Here is a 17,182-nt window from a genome sequence, read left to right as displayed (position 1 = left end):
GGCGTTTTCCGACCGCCCCCACGGGCAGTCTCCCTACTACCGCACGGGCCGGGTGAGCCAGCGCCGAAACCCCGGTGTCAGGGGTAATGCCCACGGACGCCGCTGCCGTACGGACGATCCTCACCCGACACGTCCCGCACCGCCGCACAGTCAAGGCCGCATTCCGGGACACTCTGCCCTATCTGTCGTGTGCCCGGGGAAAGGACGCGACGCCATGTCGGAGACCGCCTCGACCCGTGCCATCCGCAGTTCGCATGACCGCCTCTCGACCACCGCACCCGCGCTGTTGTCCTCACTCGTCCCCCTGCTGAGCGAATGGCTGCCGCGGCAGCGGTGGTTCGCCGGCAAAGGGCGGCCGATCACGGGCTTCGAGCTGGTGTCGGCGACCGAGTTGCTGCCGTGCGCGGCGGGTGGCGCCACGCCGGGGCTGCTGCATCTGCTCGTACGGGCGCAGCAGTCGGCGACTCCCCCGGGACCCCGCCCCCGGCTCCACCGGGGAGCCCGGCCGATCAGGCCGCCGCGCCGGCCGGGGGCCCGGCGGGCGGGGACTGCTACCAGCTGCTGCTCGGCGTGCACAGCGCCCTGCCGCCGCAGCTCGCCCCCGCCGTGATCGGCCGCCCCGCGGGCGGCCCGCTGCACGGGCGCACGGTCTACGACGCCCTGCTGGACAACCGGCTGTGCGCCCTCCTGCTGGAGCGGCTGCGGGTGCCGGGACGGCTCGGCGGACTGCGGTTCTGCCGGGTGGCCGACAGCACCATCTCCTCCGGGATGCCCGCCCGGCCGGTCACCGCCGAGCAGACCAACTCCTCGGTCGTCTACGGGGATTCGTACATCCTCAAGGTGTTCCGGCGCACCGCCCCCGGCCTCAATCCGGACCTGGAACTGCCGCTGGCGCTGGCCCGCGCCAAGTGCGGGCGGGTCCCGGCGCCCGCCGCGTGGTTCGAGACCGACCCGGAGGCGGGCGAGGGCGAGCCGGTGACGCTGGGCGTGCTCCAGCCCTATCTGAGCGGCTCCGCCGACGGCTGGCAGCTGGCCCTGAACGCGCTCGCCGTGCAGGCCGACTTCACCAGCTCCGCGCGGGCCCTCGGGCACGCCACCGCCGAGGTGCACACCGCGCTGGCCGAGACGCTGCCCACCACCGAGCTGCGCCGCCCGCAACTCGACGCGGTCGCCGCCCAGATGAACGAGCGGCTGGTCGCCACCGCGCGTGTGGTGCCCGCGCTGCGGCCGTACTGCGCGCGGCTGCGCACCGCCTTCGACGACCTCGCGGCGCTCGGGCACGACGGCCGCGCCTGGTCCGCCCAGCGCATCCACGGCGACCTGCACCTGGGCCAGACGCTGCGGACCGCCGACGAGGGCCGCTGGTCGCTGATCGACTTCGAGGGCGAGCCGTCCCGGCCGCTGGCCGAGCGGCGGCGCCCGCAGCCCGCGGTCCGCGACGTGGCGGCCATGCTGCGCTCGTTCGACTACGCGGCCCGCAGCGGCCCTTCGGGCGGCGACCCGTGGTCGCTGGAGTGGGCCCGGCGCACCCGGGCCGCCTACTGCCTCGGGTACGCGGAGGCCGGCGGGCTCGACCCGCGCTCGGCGCCCGAGCTGATGCGGGCGTACGAGACGGACAAGGCCGTCTACGAAGTGCTCTACGAGGCCCGGCACCGGCCGAACTGGCTGCCCGTACCGATGGCCGCGGTACGGCGGCTGGCCAGGACGCACGCGTCCCGGGACGCGGCCGGCCCGGACCCCGGCGCCGGCCCGGACCTGGACGGCTCCGATGGGCGCGCATGAAACCGCGGGAGCGGGCCACCCGGAGCGGTACGGAGCACCGGCACCGGCGTGCGCGGCCCCGGCCCGTCCGGCGGGCGCGCGCCCGGTGCGGTCCTGTCGTCACATTCCCGGCGTCCGCCCGGAGGGCGGGCCGCGCGGCGCCTGGTGCGTGCGATCGCAAGGCGGAGGGTCTTCCAGTTACTGGGTGTACCTGGAAGGGCCCGACAACGCAGCGAGCGTGCGTGCCAGGCGTCGCGCGGCAGGCGGGAATGTGACGACAGGGCCCAGACCCCCGCATCTCAGACATCCCTGATCGCTGACATCTGGCCGAGGAGGCTCCTCTCGTGACCGCCCGTTCGTCGTCCCGCCGCCCATCGCAAGAACCCGCGCCCGCCCGTGGCACGGCCGTCCGGGGCACCTCCCCGGAGGCATCCGCCGGCCGGTCCGGTGTCCCGGCGACCTTCCTGCCGGGGCATGATGAGCCTGCCGGGCCCGGCGGGACCGCCTCGCCCTCCGCTCCCCCCGCGCCCGACGCCACCGCCGCCGACACCGAAACCGGCACCGAAGCCCCGTCGTCGGCCGAGCGGCCGCCGCATCAGCGGGACCACGGCGAGCCCCTGCCGGAGCGGCCCGACGGCTCCCGCCCGGACCGTGCGCGGTCCGATCGCGCACGGCCCGCCGGCACCCGTCCTGCCGGTACGCAGCCCGCCGGTACGCCGGCCGACGGCGCGCCGCCCGGCCTCGCGCCCGACCTCGCCCCGGAGCCCAGCGGCGGCAGCCACGGCGTGCGGACCGCGCCGCCGCTCGGCGACGAGGACCGCGGCCGGCTGCTGGCCGGCGCGCACCACGACCCGCACGGGCTGCTCGGCGCGCACCCGGTGCGCGGCGGGGTGCTCTTCCGCGTGCTGCGCCCGTACGCGAAGGCCGTCACCGTCCTCGCCAAGGGGCTGCGGGCCGATCTGCACGACGAGGGTGACGGCCTGTTCGGCGGGGTGCTGCCGCTGTCCGCGGTCCCCGAGTACGAGCTGCTGGTCTCGTACGAGGACAACGACGTGACCGTGCACGACCCGTACCGCTTCCTGCCCGCCGTCGGCGAACTGGACCTGTACCTGTTCGGCGAGGGCCGCCACGAGGAGCTGTGGCAGGCGATGGGCGCCTGGCCGATGGTGCACCAGGAGGTGACCGGCACCCGCTTCACCGTCTGGGCGCCGAACGCCCGGGGCGTGCGCGTCGTCGGCAACTTCAACTACTGGGACGGCACCGGCTTCCCGATGCGCTCGCTCGGCTCGTCCGGTGTGTGGGAGCTGTTCCTGCCGGGGCTGGGCGAGGGCGAGCTGTACAAGTTCGAGATCACCCGGCCGGACGGCTCGAAGACGCTGCGCGCCGACCCGATGGCCCGCCGTACGGAGTGCCCGCCCGCCAACGCCTCCGTCGTGCACGCCTCGCACCACCGGTGGCAGGACGCCGCGTGGCTGGAGCGGCGGGCCGAGCGCCCGGTGCACGCGGCGCCGTTCTCCGTCTACGAGGTGCACCTGGCGTCCTGGCGTCCCGGGCTCACGTACCGGCAGCTCGCCCAGCAGCTGCCCGCCTACGTCAAGGATCTGGGTTTCACGCACGTCGAGCTGATGCCGGTCGCCGAGCACCCCTTCGGCGGGTCCTGGGGCTACCAGGTCACCGGCTTCTACGCGCCGACCGCCCGGATGGGCACCCCCGACGACTTCAAGTACCTCGTCGACGCGCTGCACCGGGCCGGGATCGGGGTGCTGATGGACTGGGTGCCGGCGCACTTCCCGCGCGACGCGTGGGCGCTGGCGGAGTTCGACGGGCGGCCGCTGTACGAGCACGAGGACCCGGCACGGGCCGCGCACCCCGACTGGGGCACGCTGGAGTTCGACTACGGCCGGGCCGAGGTGCGCAACTTCCTGGTGGCCAACGCGGTGTACTGGTGCGAGGAGTTCCACATCGACGGGCTGCGGGTGGACGCGGTCGCCTCGATGCTCTACCTCGACTACTCCCGGGAGAGCGGCGAGTGGACGCCCAACGTGCACGGCGGGCGGGAGAACCTGGACGCGGTGGCCTTCCTCCAGGAGATGAACGCCACCGTCTACCGGCGCTGCCCCGGCGTCGTCACCGTCGCCGAGGAGTCCACCGCCTGGGACGGCGTCACCCGCGCCACCCATCACGTGGGGCCCGGCGGCTTCGGCGGGCTGGGCTTCGGGCTGAAGTGGAACATGGGCTGGATGCACGACTCGCTGGGTTACGTCGGCAAGGAGCCGGTGCACCGCAAGTACCACCACAACGAGATGACGTTCTCGATGGTGTACGCGTACTCGGAGAACTACGTCCTGCCGATCTCGCACGACGAGGTGGTGCACGGCAAGCGCTCGCTGGTCTCCAAGATGCCCGGCGACTGGTGGCAGCAGCGGGCCACGCAGCGGGCGTACCTCGGGTACATGTGGGCGCATCCGGGCAAGCAGCTGCTGTTCATGGGGCAGGAGTTCGCGCAGGGGGCCGAGTGGGCGGAGGGCCACGGTCCCGACTGGTGGCTGCTGGACCCGTCGTACTCCGCCGAGCCCGACCACCGGGGCGTACGGGACCTGGTCCGCGACCTGAACCGCCGCTACACGGACACGCCCGCGCTGTGGGAGCAGGACACCGTGCCGGAGGGCTTCTCCTGGATCGTCGGCGACGCCGGTGAGGACAACGTCTTCGCCTTCCTGCGCTACGGCACGGACGGCACCCCGCTGCTGGCGGTCTCCAACTTCTCGCCGGTGGTGCGGCACGCGTATCCGCTCGGGGTACCGGCGGACGTGCCGGCGTGGCAGGAGGTCCTGAACACGGACGAGGAGCGGTACGGCGGCAGCGGGGTGGGCAACCCCGACCCGCTGAAGCCCGACGCGTCCGTGCCGTGGCACGGGCGGCCGGCGTCGATCACCCCGGTGCTGCCGCCGCTGGCGACGCTCTGGCTGCGGCCGGTGTGAGGGCTCTTCGCGGGCCGGGGCGGTGCCCCGGCCCGCGCGCCTGTCAGCCGCCCATGGCCCGTTTCCAGCCGTCCAGGAAGGGCGCCTCGGCCGGGTCCGGGCGGTCGGTCGCATTCAGGACGCGGTGCCAGTACGGGTAGTAGGCGGGCAACTGGGAGAGTTCGGTGAGGCGGGCGGTCTCGGCCTCGGTCAGCCGCAGCTCGGGGGCGGCGAGGTCGTCGCGCAGCTGCTCCTCGGTGCGGGCGCCGATCACCAGGCCGGTGACGCCGGGGCGGCCGAGCAGCCAGGCGAGCACCACCCGCGGGACCGAGGTGCCGTGCGCCTCGGCGATCCCGGCCAGGCACTCGATGATGTCGTAGGCCCGCTCCTTGTCGACCACGTGCGGTTCGGGCCAGTCGGTGCCCTGCCGGGTGGTGGGCGGCACCGGCTGCCCGCGCCGCACCTTGCCGCTGAGCAGCCCCTCCCCCAGCGGGCTCCAGACCAGGGTGCCCAGGCCCTGGTCCAGGGCGGCGGGAAGGATCTCGTACTCCGCCTCGCGGGCCTCGGGCGTGTAGTAGACCTGCTGGGCCATCGGCGCGGTCAGGCCGTGCAGCCGCGCCGTGTACAGCGTCTTCATGAGCTGCCACCCGTTGAAGTTCGAGACGCCGACATAGCGGACCTTGCCGTCGGCGACCAGCCGGTCCAGCGCGGTCAGGGTCTCCTCGACGGGCGTCTGACCGTCCCACTGGTGCAGGTAGAGCAGGTCCAGGTGGTCGGTCTGGAGGCGGCGCAGGCTGCGCTCGACCTCGCGCAGGACGCTGTATGCCGACGAGCCGCCCTCGTTGGGCCCGTCGCCGACCTGCATCCGGACCTTGGAGGCGAGCAGGACGTCGTCCCGGCGGCCGCGCAGCGCCTCGCCGGTGATCTCCTCGGCCTGGCCGAAGGAGTACATGTTCGCGGTGTCGATCATGTTCACGCCGGCGTCCAGCGCGATGTCGAACAGCCGGCGGGCCTCGTCCGTACCGAGCCCGCCGATCTGCGCGAACTGCTCGCGCGCGCCCATGTTGAGGGTGCCGAGCACGAGCCGGGACACCTTCAGGCCGGACCGTCCGAGCGTGCGGTACTCCACGGTTCCTCCTCGGTCGCTGGTGCGGGTGACGCTCCGCGATCAACCGTAGGGGCGGGAACGGTGGGACGCACGGCGGACCGGGCGCGTGGCGTGGCCGCTCACGGGCGCGGAACCGGTCCGCAGCCCCGGCCGGCGCCTCTGTCACCTCCCCGGTCCGTGGCTCCGGTCAGCTCGGCGCGCAGGCGGGCCAGGTGCGCCAGCCACTCCTGGCCGCCGTCCGTCTCGTCCCACAGCTCGGCCAGTTCGGACTCCGGCGCCAGCACCCGGTCCAGGGCGTGCAGCGCGAGCACGGCGAGCTGGGGCGGCGGTTCGGGGACCGTCAGGTCCGGGGCGTACGCGGCAGCGGCCGGGCACGCGCTCCTGGATCGGGCGGCCGCCGTCAGGGCCGCGGCGGCCACGGCCATCTGGCCTTCCGGGGCTTCGAGATAGCCCCGTTCGGCGGCGGCGGTGGACAGCACGCCCCGTATGGCGCCGAGCCGCCGCTCCACCGGCATGGCGGCCAGATCGTCCAGCAGATCCTCCGCCCCGTCGTTGTCGAACGGCCCCATGCCCGACGTCCCCATCAGCGTCCACCCCTCACTCGTCACCGCCCCGCACGCCCGCACCACCACCGGGCCGATTGCATCGTGGCATCTGCCACTGACAATCGACCCGGTGGTGCCGTGCGGAGCCGCGCGGCCGCGGCTCAGTCGCGCGTGGAGGCGGCGCCGCTGCCCGCCGTGACCGGCTCGCGGGCAGTCTCCGGACCGGCCTCCGGACCGGCGCCCGGCTGCTGCGTACGGCGGCGCCGCGGCAGCAGTACGGCGACCAGCACCGTGCCCACGCCGAGCACGACCGCGCCGATCAGGCTGGTGTGCGCCACCGCGTCGGAGAACGCCCCGCGCACCGCGTCCGCGACCGCCTGGGCCTGCTGGAGGCCGAGCGCCTGCGCCTTCTCCGGGCCCACCTTGGGCGCGGCGCCCTGGGCGACCTGCTTGCCGACCTCCTTGGCGACCGCCAGCCCGGCGCCCACCGAGTCCTGTGCGGTGGACAGGACGCTGCCGGGCAGCTTCGGGCCGCCGTGCGCCGCCGCGGACGCCGCCGCGTCGGACAGCTTGGAGGAGTAGGCGCTCGCCAGGACGGAGCCCAGGACGGCGATGCCGAGCGAGCCGCCCAGTTCGATGGAGGTGTCGTTGACCGCGCCGCCGACGCCGAGCTGGTCCTCGGGGAAGGCGCCCATGATGGCGTCCGTGCACGGCGACAGGGACAGGCCGATGGCCAGGCCCAGCACGATGAGCGGGGCGAGGAAGTCGCCGTACGAGGAACCGGCGTCCACCCGGGTGAGCAGGGCGAGGGCGACCGTGCCGCCCACCATGCCGGCGGTCACCGTGACCTTCATGCCCAGCCGCGGCGTCAGGAAGCCGGTCAGCGCGGCGCCCACGAAGACCGCGCCGGCCAGCGGCAGCATCCGGATGCCGGTGTCCAGCGGGGAGTAGCCCAGGACGAACTGGAGGTGCTGGGTGAGGTAGTAGAACGCGCCGAAGACCGCGAGGAAGAAGAGGGCCACGGCGAGGTTGGCGCCGGCGAAGCCGCGGTGGGCGAAGCGGCGTACGTCCAGGACCGGGCGCGGGTGGCGCAGTTCCCAGACGACGAACAGGACCAGGCCGACACCGGCGGCGACCGCGGCGCCGACGGCGCGGGCGTCCCAGCCGAAGTGCGGGCCCTGGATGAGCATGTAGATCAGCGAGCCGACCCAGATCACGGACAGCAGGCCGCCGACGTAGTCGAGGCGGTCGCTGTGGCCCGCCTTGGACGCCGGGACGACCAGCAGCGCGCCGATGATGCCGAGCGCGGCGACCGGCACGTTGATCAGGAAGGACGAGGACCAGCCGTGGTCCTCCAGCAGCGCGCCGGCGACGAGCGGGCCGACGGCGATGGCGAGTCCGGCGGTCGCGGTCCAGATGGTGATGGCGAGCGCGCGTTCGCGGCGCGGGAAGGTGGCGGCCAGCAGGGACAGCGTGGCCGGCATGATCATGGCCGCGCCCACGCCCATCACGGCTCGGGCCGCGATGACGCCGCCGGAGCTGTCCACCAGGGCGCCCGCGACCGAGCCGCCCGCGAAGACCAGCAGGCCGAGGACGAGGGCACCGCGGCGGCTGTACTTGTCGCCGACGGCGCCGAGCATCAGCATCAGCGCGGCGTACGGGACGGTGTAGGCGTCGATGACCCACTGCAGGTCGGAGCTGCTCAAGCCCAGGTCGGCGGTCATGTCGGGAGCCGCGACGGTCAGCGAGGTGTTCGCCATCACGATGATCAGCAGGCTCAGGCACAGCACGCCCAGTGCCCACCAGCGCTTCGTATAGGGCCGGTCCGTGTCCTGGACCGGCCGGGTCTCCGTAGGAGTCACCCGATTCACCCCTGTCTCTCCCCATGCTTGCGGTGGCGCGCGGCCGCGCGCACGATCTTGCACACGGCTGTGCAATTACACAGCCGTGTGCAATTTACGTCGCTGCACAGCGATGTGCAAAATGAGAGGAGAGCGGGACCGTGACCACACGCGTCCGCCGACCGAGGAGCCGCCGCGCCATGACCGCACTCACCAGCCGGGCCCACGCCAACCGCCGCCGGATCATGGACATCGCGCTGGCCGAACTGCTGCGGCACCCGGACGCGACCATGGACCAGATCGCCCGCGCCGCCGGGGTGGTGCGGCGCACCGTCTACGGGCACTTCCCGAGCCGGGAGGCGCTGATCACCGCCCTGACGGACGCCGCCGTCGAGGACGTGACGACCGCCTTCGCCGACGGCGCGGCCGACCCGTCCGAGCCCGCCGACGTGGCACTGGCCCGGGCCACCCTCGCCACCTGGGCGTGCGCCGACCGCTACCGGCTGCTGGTCTCGCTCGCCCAGTCCAGCGTCACGGACGCGGGCATCCGGGCCCGACTGGAACCCGTACGCAGCCGGGCGACGACCATCCTGAGCCGCGGCCTGGAGGCGGGCCTGTTCCGGTCGCCGCTCACTCCGCGCGCGCTCGCGCACGTGCACGAGCACACGCTGTTCGGGCTGATGCAGGCGGTCAACGACGGCGACCTGGACGCGGCCGTGGCCGGCCCCGCGGCGGCGGAGACGGTGCTGGCCACGTCGGGCGTACCGGCGGAGCGGGCGGCGGAGGCGGTGCGGACGGCGGAGGAGTCGCGGAGGGCCCAGGCGCCCGCCGGGGCGGCAGCGGCGGGCTGACCCCAGGGCGCCCGGGCGCCAAGGCGCCAGCGCGGCCGGGCGGCCGGGCAGCCGGGCAGCCGGGCAGCCGGGCAGCCGGGCAGCCGGAAACGCGGAAGGGCCTCGGCGGGCGTACCCACCGAGGCCCCGGTTCGCGGTCTCAGAGCTTCACCGGCTCCTTCGACCCGCCGGCGCGCTGCTCCGGCGCGGCCGCCGCCGCGTCGTCCGCGCCGTGCCCGTCCGGGCTCAGCGTCCGCTCGTCGAAGGGCAGCCTGCCGCCGAGCACCTCGCCCACCCGGGACTGGTCGATCTCCTTGGTCCAGGTGCCGACGAGGACGGTGGCCACCGCGTTGCCCGCGAAGTTGGTCAGGGCGCGGGCCTCGCTCATGAAGCGGTCGATGCCGACGATCAGGCCGACGCCGTCGACCAGTTCCGGGCGGTGCGACTGGAGGCCGCCGGCCAGGGTCGCCAGTCCGGCGCCGGTGACGCCCGCCGCGCCCTTGGACGCGATGATCATGAAGACGAGGAGCGAGACCTGCTGGCCGATGGAGAGCGGGCTGCCCATCGCCTCGGCGATGAACAGCGAGGACATCGTCAGGTAGATGGCGGTGCCGTCGAGGTTGAAGCTGTAGCCGGTCGGCACGGTGATGCCGACGACCGGCTTGCTGACGCCCAGGTGCTCCATCTTCGCGATCAGCCGCGGCAGCGCGGACTCGGAGGAGGAGGTGGACAGGATCAGCAGGAACTCCCGGCCCAGGTACTTCAGCAGGGCGAAGATGTTCACCCCGGCGATCAGGCGCAGCAGCGTACCGAGTACGACGATCACGAACAGCAGACAGGTCACGTAGAAGCCGACCATGATGACGGCGAGCGACTTCAGCGCGTCCACGCCGGTCGCGCCGACCACCGCGGCCATCGCGCCGAACGCGCCCACCGGCGCGGCCCACATGATCATGGACAGCACGCGGAAGACCAGGCGCTGGAGGTGCCCGATGCCGCGCAGTACGGGCTCGCCGGAGGCGCCCATCGCCTGGAGACCGAAGCCGACGAGCAGCGCCACCAGCAGCGTCTGGAGCACCTCGCCGTGGGTGAGCGCGGAGACCAGCGTCTCCGGGATGATGCCGAGCAGGAAGTCCGTGGTCGACTCGGCGCCGCCCTTGGTCTGGGCCTGGCCCGCGTGCCGCAGCGACTCGGTCAGGTGCAGGCCGGAGCCCGGCTCCAGGATGTTGCCGACCACCAGGCCGATGGCCAGCGCGACCGTGGACATCACCATGAAGTAGCCCAGCGCCAGGCCGCCGACCGCGCCGACCTTGGCGGCCTTGCGGACCGAGCCGACGCCCAGCACGATCGTGCAGAAGATGACCGGCGAGATCATCATCTTGATCAGGTTGACGAAGCCGGTGCCCAGCGGCTTCAGCCCGACGGCGAAGCCGGGGGCGGCGAAGCCCACGGCGATGCCGGCGAGCACGGCGAGGATCACGGCGATGTAGAGGTAATGCGTCCGGTCCCGCTTCTGGCGCGGTGCGGTCTCCTCGGTCGTGCCCCCGGGCGGTGGGGTCTGTGCGGCCACGGCTGACTCCTCGGTCTTCGGTCCTGCGCCGGTCTGCGGCTCTGCAACCCGTACGCGGCCCGTGTCGTGCCGGTACGCGGCCCGTACGCAGAACAGTCCCGGTGACTATGCACGGCGTTGTGGCGCCCGTCACCCTTGTGTGCATTTCGTTCACGCGTCAAGGAACGGGCAGACTGTCGGCCATGCCACGTTCCCGACGGGGGATCCGCCGCGCAGCGCGCGCCCAGCACCTGGTGCGACGGGCGCGCGCCGGCCGCGCGTCCGGTGGCCGCGCAGCCTGGCCGGGCAGCTGTTCGCGGTGCAGGTGGTGCTGGTCGGCGTGGTGGTCGCGGGGTACGCCGTCTTCGCGTACGTGAGCGCCGGGCGGCAGGCCGAGGAGACCGCGCGGCGGCAGACGACGGCGGTGACCGCCGCGGTCGCCGACGCGCCGGCGGTGGCGCGGGCGGTGCGCTCGGCCGACCCCACCGCGGAGCTCCAGCCGTACACCGAGCGGCTGCGGCGGGACGCCGGGGTCGACTTCATCGTGGTCATGGACCCGTCGGGCAAGCGCTGGACGCATCCCGAACCGTCCGCCATCGGCCGCACCTACCTGGGACGTACCGAGGAGGCGCGGGTCGGCCGGACCCACACCGAGACCTACCGGGGCCGGCTCGGCCCGTCCGTACGGGTGATCGCGCCGGTACGGGACCGGGAGGCCGGCGGCCGCGTCGTCGCCCTGGTCAGCTCCGGCATCACCGTCGACACCATCAGCGACGGACTGCGGCAGGAGGTCCTGACACCGGCCGCCGTCGCGGCCGGCGCGCTCGTGCTGGGCGGACTCGGTACGTACCTCGTCAACGCGCGGCTGCGCCGGCACACCCACGGCATGAACGCCGCCGAGCTGGGCCGCCTGCACGACTACCACGAGGCGGCGCTGCACGCGGTGCGCGAGGGGCTGCTGATGCTGGACGGGCAGCGGCGGGTGGCGCTCCTGAACGACGGCGCGCGCGAACTCCTCGGCCTGTGCGGCGACCCCGTCGGGCGCCCCGTCACCGGGCTCGGCCTGCCCGCGCCCCTCACCGACACCCTCCTCTCCCCCGCCCCGCACACCGACGAACTCCACCTCACCGACGACCGGGTGCTGGTCGTCAACACCTCGCCGGTCTCCGGCGGCGAACGGCGCGGCACCGTCGTCACCCTCCGCGACCACACCGAACTCCAGGCCCTCTCCGGCGAACTGGACTCCGTACGCGGGGTCACCCGGGCGCTGCGCTCGCAGGCGCACGAGGCCGCCAACCGGCTGCACACCGTCGTCTCCCTGGTCGAGCTGGGCCGTACGGACGAGGCCGTGGAGTTCGCCACCGCCGAACTGGAGCTGGCCCAGGCCCTGACCGACCAGGTCGTCGGCGCGGTCGCCGAACCCGTCCTCGCCGCCCTCCTCCTCGGCAAGGCCGCGCAGGCCAACGAGCACGGCGTCGAGCTGGAGCTGACCGCCGACAGCCGGATCGACGACGGCGTGCTGCCGTCGTCCCTGCCGGCGCGCGACCTGGTCACCGTCCTCGGCAATCTCCTGGACAACGCGATCGAGGCGGCGCCGGAGGGCGCCCGGGTGCGGGTCACCGCGCTGGCCGACGGCGGGGAACTGCTGCTGCGGGTGGCGGACAACGGCGGCGGCGTACGGGGAGCGGCGGACGCCGAGGACGTGTTCCGGTGGGGATGGAGCACGAAGGGCGGCGCGGGCCGGGGGCTGGGGCTGGCGCTGGTACAGCAGGCCGTGCGACGGCACGGCGGGACCGTACGGGTGGGTGAGGTGTCCGGGGGCGGCGCCGAGTTCACGGTACGTCTGCCGCTGCGGGTCCCTGCCGGGGCGGACACCGCCGGATGACCGGGCCGGACACGGAAGCCGCGCCACCGCTGCGGGTGCTCGTCGTCGAGGACGACCCGGTGGCGGCGGACGCCCACGCCCTGTACGTGGGCCGGGTGCCGGGGTTCGCCGTGTCGGGGACGGTGCGTTCCGTCGCCGGGGCCCGGCGGCACCTGGACCGGCACCGCGTCGATCTGATCCTGCTGGATCTCTTCCTGCCGGACGGGCACGGTCTGGCGTTCGTCCGGTCGCTGCGGGCGGCCGGGTACGGCGCCGACGTCATCGCCGTCACCTCGGCGCGTGATCTGGCCGTCGTCCGGGAGGGTGTCTCGCTCGGCGTCGTGCAGTACGTGCTGAAGCCGTTCACGTTCGCCACGCTGCGCGACCGGCTGCTGCGGTACGCGGCCTTCCGCGCGGCCGCCGGGGAGGCCAGCGGGCAGGACGAGGTGGACCGGGCCCTCGCGGCCCTGCGCTCGCCGCAGCCCGCCGCGCTCCCCAAGGGGCTGACCGCGGCGACCCTGCGCCTGGTGACCGACGCGCTGCGCGCCGCCCCCGGCGGTCTCGGCGCCACCGCGGCCGCCGAGCAGATCGGTATCTCCCGTATCACCGCACGCCGTTACCTCGAACATCTCGTCGACACGGGGCGGGCCGCCCGCGCCCCGCAGTACGGCCAGGTGGGCCGTCCGGAATTGCGGTACCGCTGGATGGGGCATTGACCTCCCCTTATCCCTGACTTACGGTCACCGGGCAGCCAGCCGTGGCTAGTTGGAGGTCATGCCGTGCGCCGCACCGCTCCGATGACGTGGCTCACCGCCGCCGCGCTGGCCGCGGGCGCGCTCACCGCCTGCGGCGGTGGCTCGGGAGGCGACAAGGACACCGTCGAGGTCGCGTTCATCAAGGACACCAACACCAAGGTGACGGTCCGGGACGACTACATCGAGACGGTGGCCCGCGCGTTCGAGAAGGCCAACCCGGGCAAGAAGGTCAAGCTGATCCCGATCCAGGCGTCCGAGAACGACTACTACGCCAAGATCCAGCAGATGATGCGCTCCCCGAAGACCGCCCCCGACCTGGTCTACGAGGACACCTTCCTGATCAACTCGGACATCACCGCCGGGCTGCTGCGCCCGCTGGACGACCACCTCGCCACGTGGGCGGACTGGAAACAGTTCGAGCCGGCCGCGAAGGCCGCCGCGCGGGCCCAGGACGGCAAGACGTACGGCGTGCCGGACGGCACGGACACCCGCGGCCTGTGGTTCAACAAGAACATCTTCAAGAAGGCCGGGCTGCCGCAGGACTGGCGGCCGAAGACCTGGGACGAGGTGCTGGACGCGGCCCGCGCCGTCAAGCGCAAGGTCCCGGGCGTCATCCCCCTGAACGTCTACACCGGCAAGGGGGCGGGCGAGGCCGCCGTGATGCAGGGCTTCGAGATGCTGCTGTACGGCACGGGCAAGGACCAGCTCTACGACCCCGCGACGAAGAAGTGGGTCACCGGGAGCAAGGGCTTCCGGGACAGCCTGGAGTTCATCCGCACCGTGTACGCGGAGAAACTGGGCCCCGACGTGTCCGACGCGCTCAGCCCCAACATCCAGACGAACGTCGCCACCGAGCTGATGCCCGAGGAGAAGCTCGCGATCAACCTGGACGGCTCGTGGCTGGGCCAGCAGTGGCAGCCGAAGGGCGGCGGCAAGCCGTGGCCCGAGTGGCCGGCGGTGCTGGGCCGGACGGCGTTCCCCACACAGACCGGAGCCGCGCCCGGCCGGGTCAGCCTGGCGGGCGGCTGGACCTGGTCCGTACCGCGGCAGGCGCAGCAGCCCGACCTGGCCTGGAAGCTGATCGAGACGCTCCAGACGCGGCACAACGCGCTGGAGTGGTGTGTGCGCGGCGCCCAGGTCGCCGTACGCAAGGACGTGGCGGCGGACCCCGCGTACCTGAAGTCCATCCCGGGCATCGACTTCTTCACCGGCCTGGTGCGGGTCAGCCAGTACCGTCCGGCGCTGCCCGTCTACCCCAAGGTCTCGGCGGCGATCGGCGAGGCGATGGAGGCGGTCACCTCCGGTGACGCGACGCCGGAGAAGGCGGCCGCGGACTACGACGAGCAGCTGAAGTCCGTCGTGGACGGACAGGTCGTCGCCAAGCCATGAGCCGCGCCGCCACGACGACCACCGCGTACGGCACGGCGGGCCGCGGCGCCCGGCCCCGCCGCACGGCCCTGCTCCGCTGGTCACCACTGGCCCCCGCGACCGTCCTGCTGCTGCTCTTCCTCGCCGGGCCCATCGGCTACTGCGTCTACATCGCCTTCACCGACATGCAGCTGACCGGCCAGGAGTCCGCCTCCTTCGTGGGCCTGGACAACTTCCGGCACGCCTTCGGCGACCCCGCCTTCCTGAACGCCGTCGTCCTGACCCTGGTCTTCACCCTGATCTCCTCGATCCTGGGCCAGAACACGCTGGGCCTGGCGCTCGCCGCGCTGATGCGGCGCGCGTCCAAGCCCGCCCGTACGGTCACCGGCGCGGTCGTCCTCACCGCCTGGGTGCTGCCGGAGATCGTCGCGGGCTTCCTGCTGTACACCTTCTTCGAGCGGCGCGGCACGCTCAACGCGATCCTGGACTGGCTGCATCTGCCCTCGCAGAACTGGCTGTTCACGCTGCCGATCCTGGCCGTGTCGTTCGCCAACGTCTGGCGCGGCACGGCCTTCTCGATGCTGATCTACTCGGCCGCGCTCTCCGAGATCCCCCAGGAGGTCACCGAGTCGGCGGAGGTGGACGGGGCGAGCGGCCGGCAGCGGCTGTGGCACGTGACGCTGCCGATGATCCGCCGCTCCATCGGCACCAACCTGATGCTCAACACCCTCCAGACGCTCTCCGTGTTCGGGCTGATCTGGGCCATGACCCGCGGCGGGCCCGGCAGCCGCAGCCAGACCCTGCCGGTGTTCATGTACGACCAGGCGTTCCTGAAGTCGCTGATCGGGTACGGCACCGCCGTCGCCCTGCTGCTGCTCGTGGTGGGCGCCCTCTTCTCCGTCGTCTATCTGCGTCTGCTGCGCGAGGAGGTGTGACGCGGTGCGCGCCTCCCGTGCCCGGCCCCTGCTGACCCGCCGCACCCGGCGCCGCCTCGCCGCCGACGCGGCGCTGCTCGCCGTGGCCGCCGCCTTCGCCGTACCGCTGGCCTGGCTGGTGCTCTCCTCGCTGGACACCGAGGCGACACTGCGGGTCCGGGTGCCGGGGTCACCGTCGCTGGACAACTTCTCGGCGGTCCTGACGGACGAGATCACCTTCACGCCGATGCTCAACAGCCTGGTGCTGTGCGGCAGCGCCACCGCCCTGACGGTCGCCTGCGCGGCGCTGGCGGCCTACCCGCTGTCCCGCTACCGCTCCCGGTTCAGCCGCCCGTACCTGCTGACCGTCCTGTTCTCCACCTGTCTGCCCATCACCGCGGTCATGGTCCCGGTGTACGCGCTGTTCGTGCAGGTCAACCTGATCGACACCGTGTACGGCACCGCGCTGTTCCTCGCCGCCTCCCAGCTCCCGTTCGCCATCTGGCTGATGAAGAACTTCATGGACGGCATCCCCCGGGTCCTGGAAGAGGCCGCCTGGACCGACGGCGCGTCCTGGTTCCAGACGCTGTGGCGGGTGATCCTGCCGCTGACGGGGCCGGGTGTCACGGTCGTGACGATCTACACCTTCGCGATCATGTGGGGCAACTTCTTCGTCCCGTTCCTGCTGCTCCTGTCCCCCGAGCAACTGCCCGCCTCCGTCAGCATCTTCACCTTCTTCGGCAACTACGGCGCCATCGCCTTCGGCCAGCTGGCGGCGTTCTCGATCCTGTACTCGACACCGGTCGTCCTGCTGTACGTGCTGATCTCGCGCCGGCTGGGCGGCGGGTTCGCGCTGAGCGGCGCGGTGAAGGGCTGACCCGTCCCTCCCGAGGAGGAACCGTGAGACCGAGACCGATACCAAGACCGATACCGGGACCGGGGCCGGGACCGGGACCGGTGTCCCTGCTGGCGCCGAGATCCGCCGCGGCGCTCCGCTCCCTGGCAGCCGCCCTGGCCGCCCTGGCCACCGCCGCGTCAGCCCTCCTGGCCGCCGCGCCGCCGGCCGGTGCCGTCCCGGAGACCGGCCCGTCCCGTACGGCCGCCGCGACGGCGGTCCGCGGTGGCAACGTCCTGTTCAGCGCGTCCGGCCGCTGCACCGTCGGCTTCAACGCCACCAAGGGCGGCACCTATTACGCGATCATGGAGGGCCGGTGCGTGGGCGGCGCCCGGGACTGGTACGCCGACGCGGCCCGTACCGTGCACGTCGGCGTCACCGAAGCCGTGCGCTTCCCCGGCGAGGATCACGCCCTCGTCCGCTACACCAACCCGGCCGTCTCCTACCCCGGCGAGGTCGACCTCGGCGGCGGCCGGTACCTGGACATCACCGGCGCCGCGCGGCCCGTCGTCGGCCAGTCGGTGTGCCTGCCCGGCTCCGCGACCGGTCAGCGCTGCGGGCGGGTGGACGCCGTGAACGTCAGCGTGACCTACCCGGAGGGCACCGTGTCCGGGCTCGCGCGGACGTCGGCCTGCACCGAGCCGGGTACGGCGGCGGGCCGCCCCGCCGTCTCCGGCAGCTCCGCCGTCGGCCTCGCCATCGGCGGCAGCGGCACCTGCGCCTCCGGCGGCACCACCTACCTCCAGCCGGTCCTTCCGGTGCTCCAGGCGTTCGGCCTCACTCTGCACTGAC

14 protein-coding genes are annotated in these 17,182 nt (G+C 73.4%); 10 read left to right on the top strand and 4 right to left on the bottom strand.

Annotation, left to right across the window (positions count from 1 at the left end):
* Positions 1-214 precede the first annotated feature (214 nt).
* From ACEXOX_RS32795 to glgB, 3 genes are all read left to right on the top strand, one after another.
* Positions 215-610: a maltokinase N-terminal cap-like domain-containing protein gene (locus ACEXOX_RS32795; protein WP_406524593.1), complete on the top strand. Its 396-nt coding sequence runs from the start codon at positions 215-217 to the stop codon at positions 608-610.
* Positions 571-1,782, top strand: coding sequence for a maltokinase (locus ACEXOX_RS32790; RefSeq protein WP_406524592.1), 1,212 nt, complete (start codon positions 571-573; stop codon positions 1,780-1,782). Before ACEXOX_RS32795 ends, ACEXOX_RS32790 begins: the two co-directional genes overlap by 40 nt.
* A 323-nt stretch (positions 1,783-2,105) precedes the next feature.
* A complete protein-coding gene (glgB, locus tag ACEXOX_RS32785; RefSeq protein ID WP_406524591.1) occupies positions 2,106-4,742 on the top strand; it encodes a 1,4-alpha-glucan branching enzyme in 2,637 nt (878 codons plus the stop codon).
* 43 nt (positions 4,743-4,785) lie between these two features.
* On the opposite strand, the gene ACEXOX_RS32780 is transcribed toward glgB, so the two are convergent.
* From ACEXOX_RS32780 to ACEXOX_RS32770, 3 genes are all read right to left on the bottom strand, one after another.
* Positions 4,786-5,850, bottom strand: a complete 1,065-nt coding sequence (locus ACEXOX_RS32780) for an aldo/keto reductase (protein ID WP_406524590.1) — start codon at positions 5,848-5,850, stop codon at positions 4,786-4,788.
* Positions 5,851-5,948: 98 nt separating this feature from the next.
* On the bottom strand, positions 5,949-6,413 hold the full coding sequence (locus tag ACEXOX_RS32775; RefSeq protein ID WP_406524589.1) for a DUF4259 domain-containing protein: 465 nt from the start codon (positions 6,411-6,413) through the stop codon (positions 5,949-5,951).
* Between the two features lie 122 nt (positions 6,414-6,535).
* A complete protein-coding gene (locus ACEXOX_RS32770) occupies positions 6,536-8,236 on the bottom strand; it encodes an MFS transporter (RefSeq protein ID WP_406524588.1) in 1,701 nt (566 codons plus the stop codon).
* A 179-nt stretch (positions 8,237-8,415) separates the two neighbouring features.
* Here ACEXOX_RS32770 and ACEXOX_RS32765 point away from each other — a divergent pair, with 179 nt between their 5' ends.
* A complete protein-coding gene (locus tag ACEXOX_RS32765; protein ID WP_406524587.1) occupies positions 8,416-9,066 on the top strand; it encodes a TetR/AcrR family transcriptional regulator in 651 nt (216 codons plus the stop codon).
* A gap of 139 nt (positions 9,067-9,205) precedes the next feature.
* On the opposite strand, the gene ACEXOX_RS32760 is transcribed toward ACEXOX_RS32765, so the two are convergent.
* Complete coding sequence (locus tag ACEXOX_RS32760) at positions 9,206-10,615, bottom strand: cation:dicarboxylate symporter family transporter (RefSeq protein ID WP_406524586.1); 1,410 nt, start codon at positions 10,613-10,615, stop codon at positions 9,206-9,208.
* A 298-nt stretch (positions 10,616-10,913) separates the two neighbouring features.
* On the opposite strand from ACEXOX_RS32760, the gene ACEXOX_RS32755 reads away from it, so the two are divergent.
* From ACEXOX_RS32755 to ACEXOX_RS32730, 6 genes are all read left to right on the top strand, one after another.
* Positions 10,914-12,479, top strand: coding sequence for an ATP-binding protein (locus ACEXOX_RS32755; RefSeq protein WP_406524585.1), 1,566 nt, complete (start codon positions 10,914-10,916; stop codon positions 12,477-12,479).
* Positions 12,476-13,174: a response regulator gene (locus ACEXOX_RS32750; protein ID WP_406524584.1), complete on the top strand. Its 699-nt coding sequence runs from the start codon at positions 12,476-12,478 to the stop codon at positions 13,172-13,174. The genes ACEXOX_RS32755 and ACEXOX_RS32750 overlap by 4 nt, the downstream gene beginning before the upstream one ends.
* A gap of 63 nt (positions 13,175-13,237) precedes the next feature.
* Positions 13,238-14,602 (top strand): extracellular solute-binding protein, encoded by a 1,365-nt coding sequence (locus ACEXOX_RS32745; protein WP_406524583.1) that lies wholly within the window; start codon positions 13,238-13,240, stop codon positions 14,600-14,602.
* Positions 14,599-15,516, top strand: coding sequence for a carbohydrate ABC transporter permease (locus ACEXOX_RS32740; RefSeq protein WP_406524582.1), 918 nt, complete (start codon positions 14,599-14,601; stop codon positions 15,514-15,516). The genes ACEXOX_RS32745 and ACEXOX_RS32740 overlap by 4 nt, the downstream gene beginning before the upstream one ends.
* 4 nt (positions 15,517-15,520) lie before the next feature.
* Positions 15,521-16,372: a carbohydrate ABC transporter permease gene (locus ACEXOX_RS32735; protein ID WP_406524581.1), complete on the top strand. Its 852-nt coding sequence runs from the start codon at positions 15,521-15,523 to the stop codon at positions 16,370-16,372.
* 80 nt (positions 16,373-16,452) lie between these two features.
* The gene (locus ACEXOX_RS32730; RefSeq protein WP_406524580.1) at positions 16,453-17,181 is read left to right on the top strand and encodes a S1 family peptidase; all 729 of its coding nucleotides are present in this window, start codon (positions 16,453-16,455) and stop codon (positions 17,179-17,181) included.
* Position 17,182 lies beyond the last annotated feature (1 nt).

Origin of the sequence: Streptomyces sp. Ac-502, assembly GCF_045222935.1 — a bacterium.
Taxonomy (GTDB): domain Bacteria; phylum Actinomycetota; class Actinomycetes; order Streptomycetales; family Streptomycetaceae; genus Streptomyces; species Streptomyces monomycini.
The sequence above is the reverse complement of the archived record's forward strand: the minus strand, read 5'-3'. Positions and strand labels throughout refer to the sequence as shown.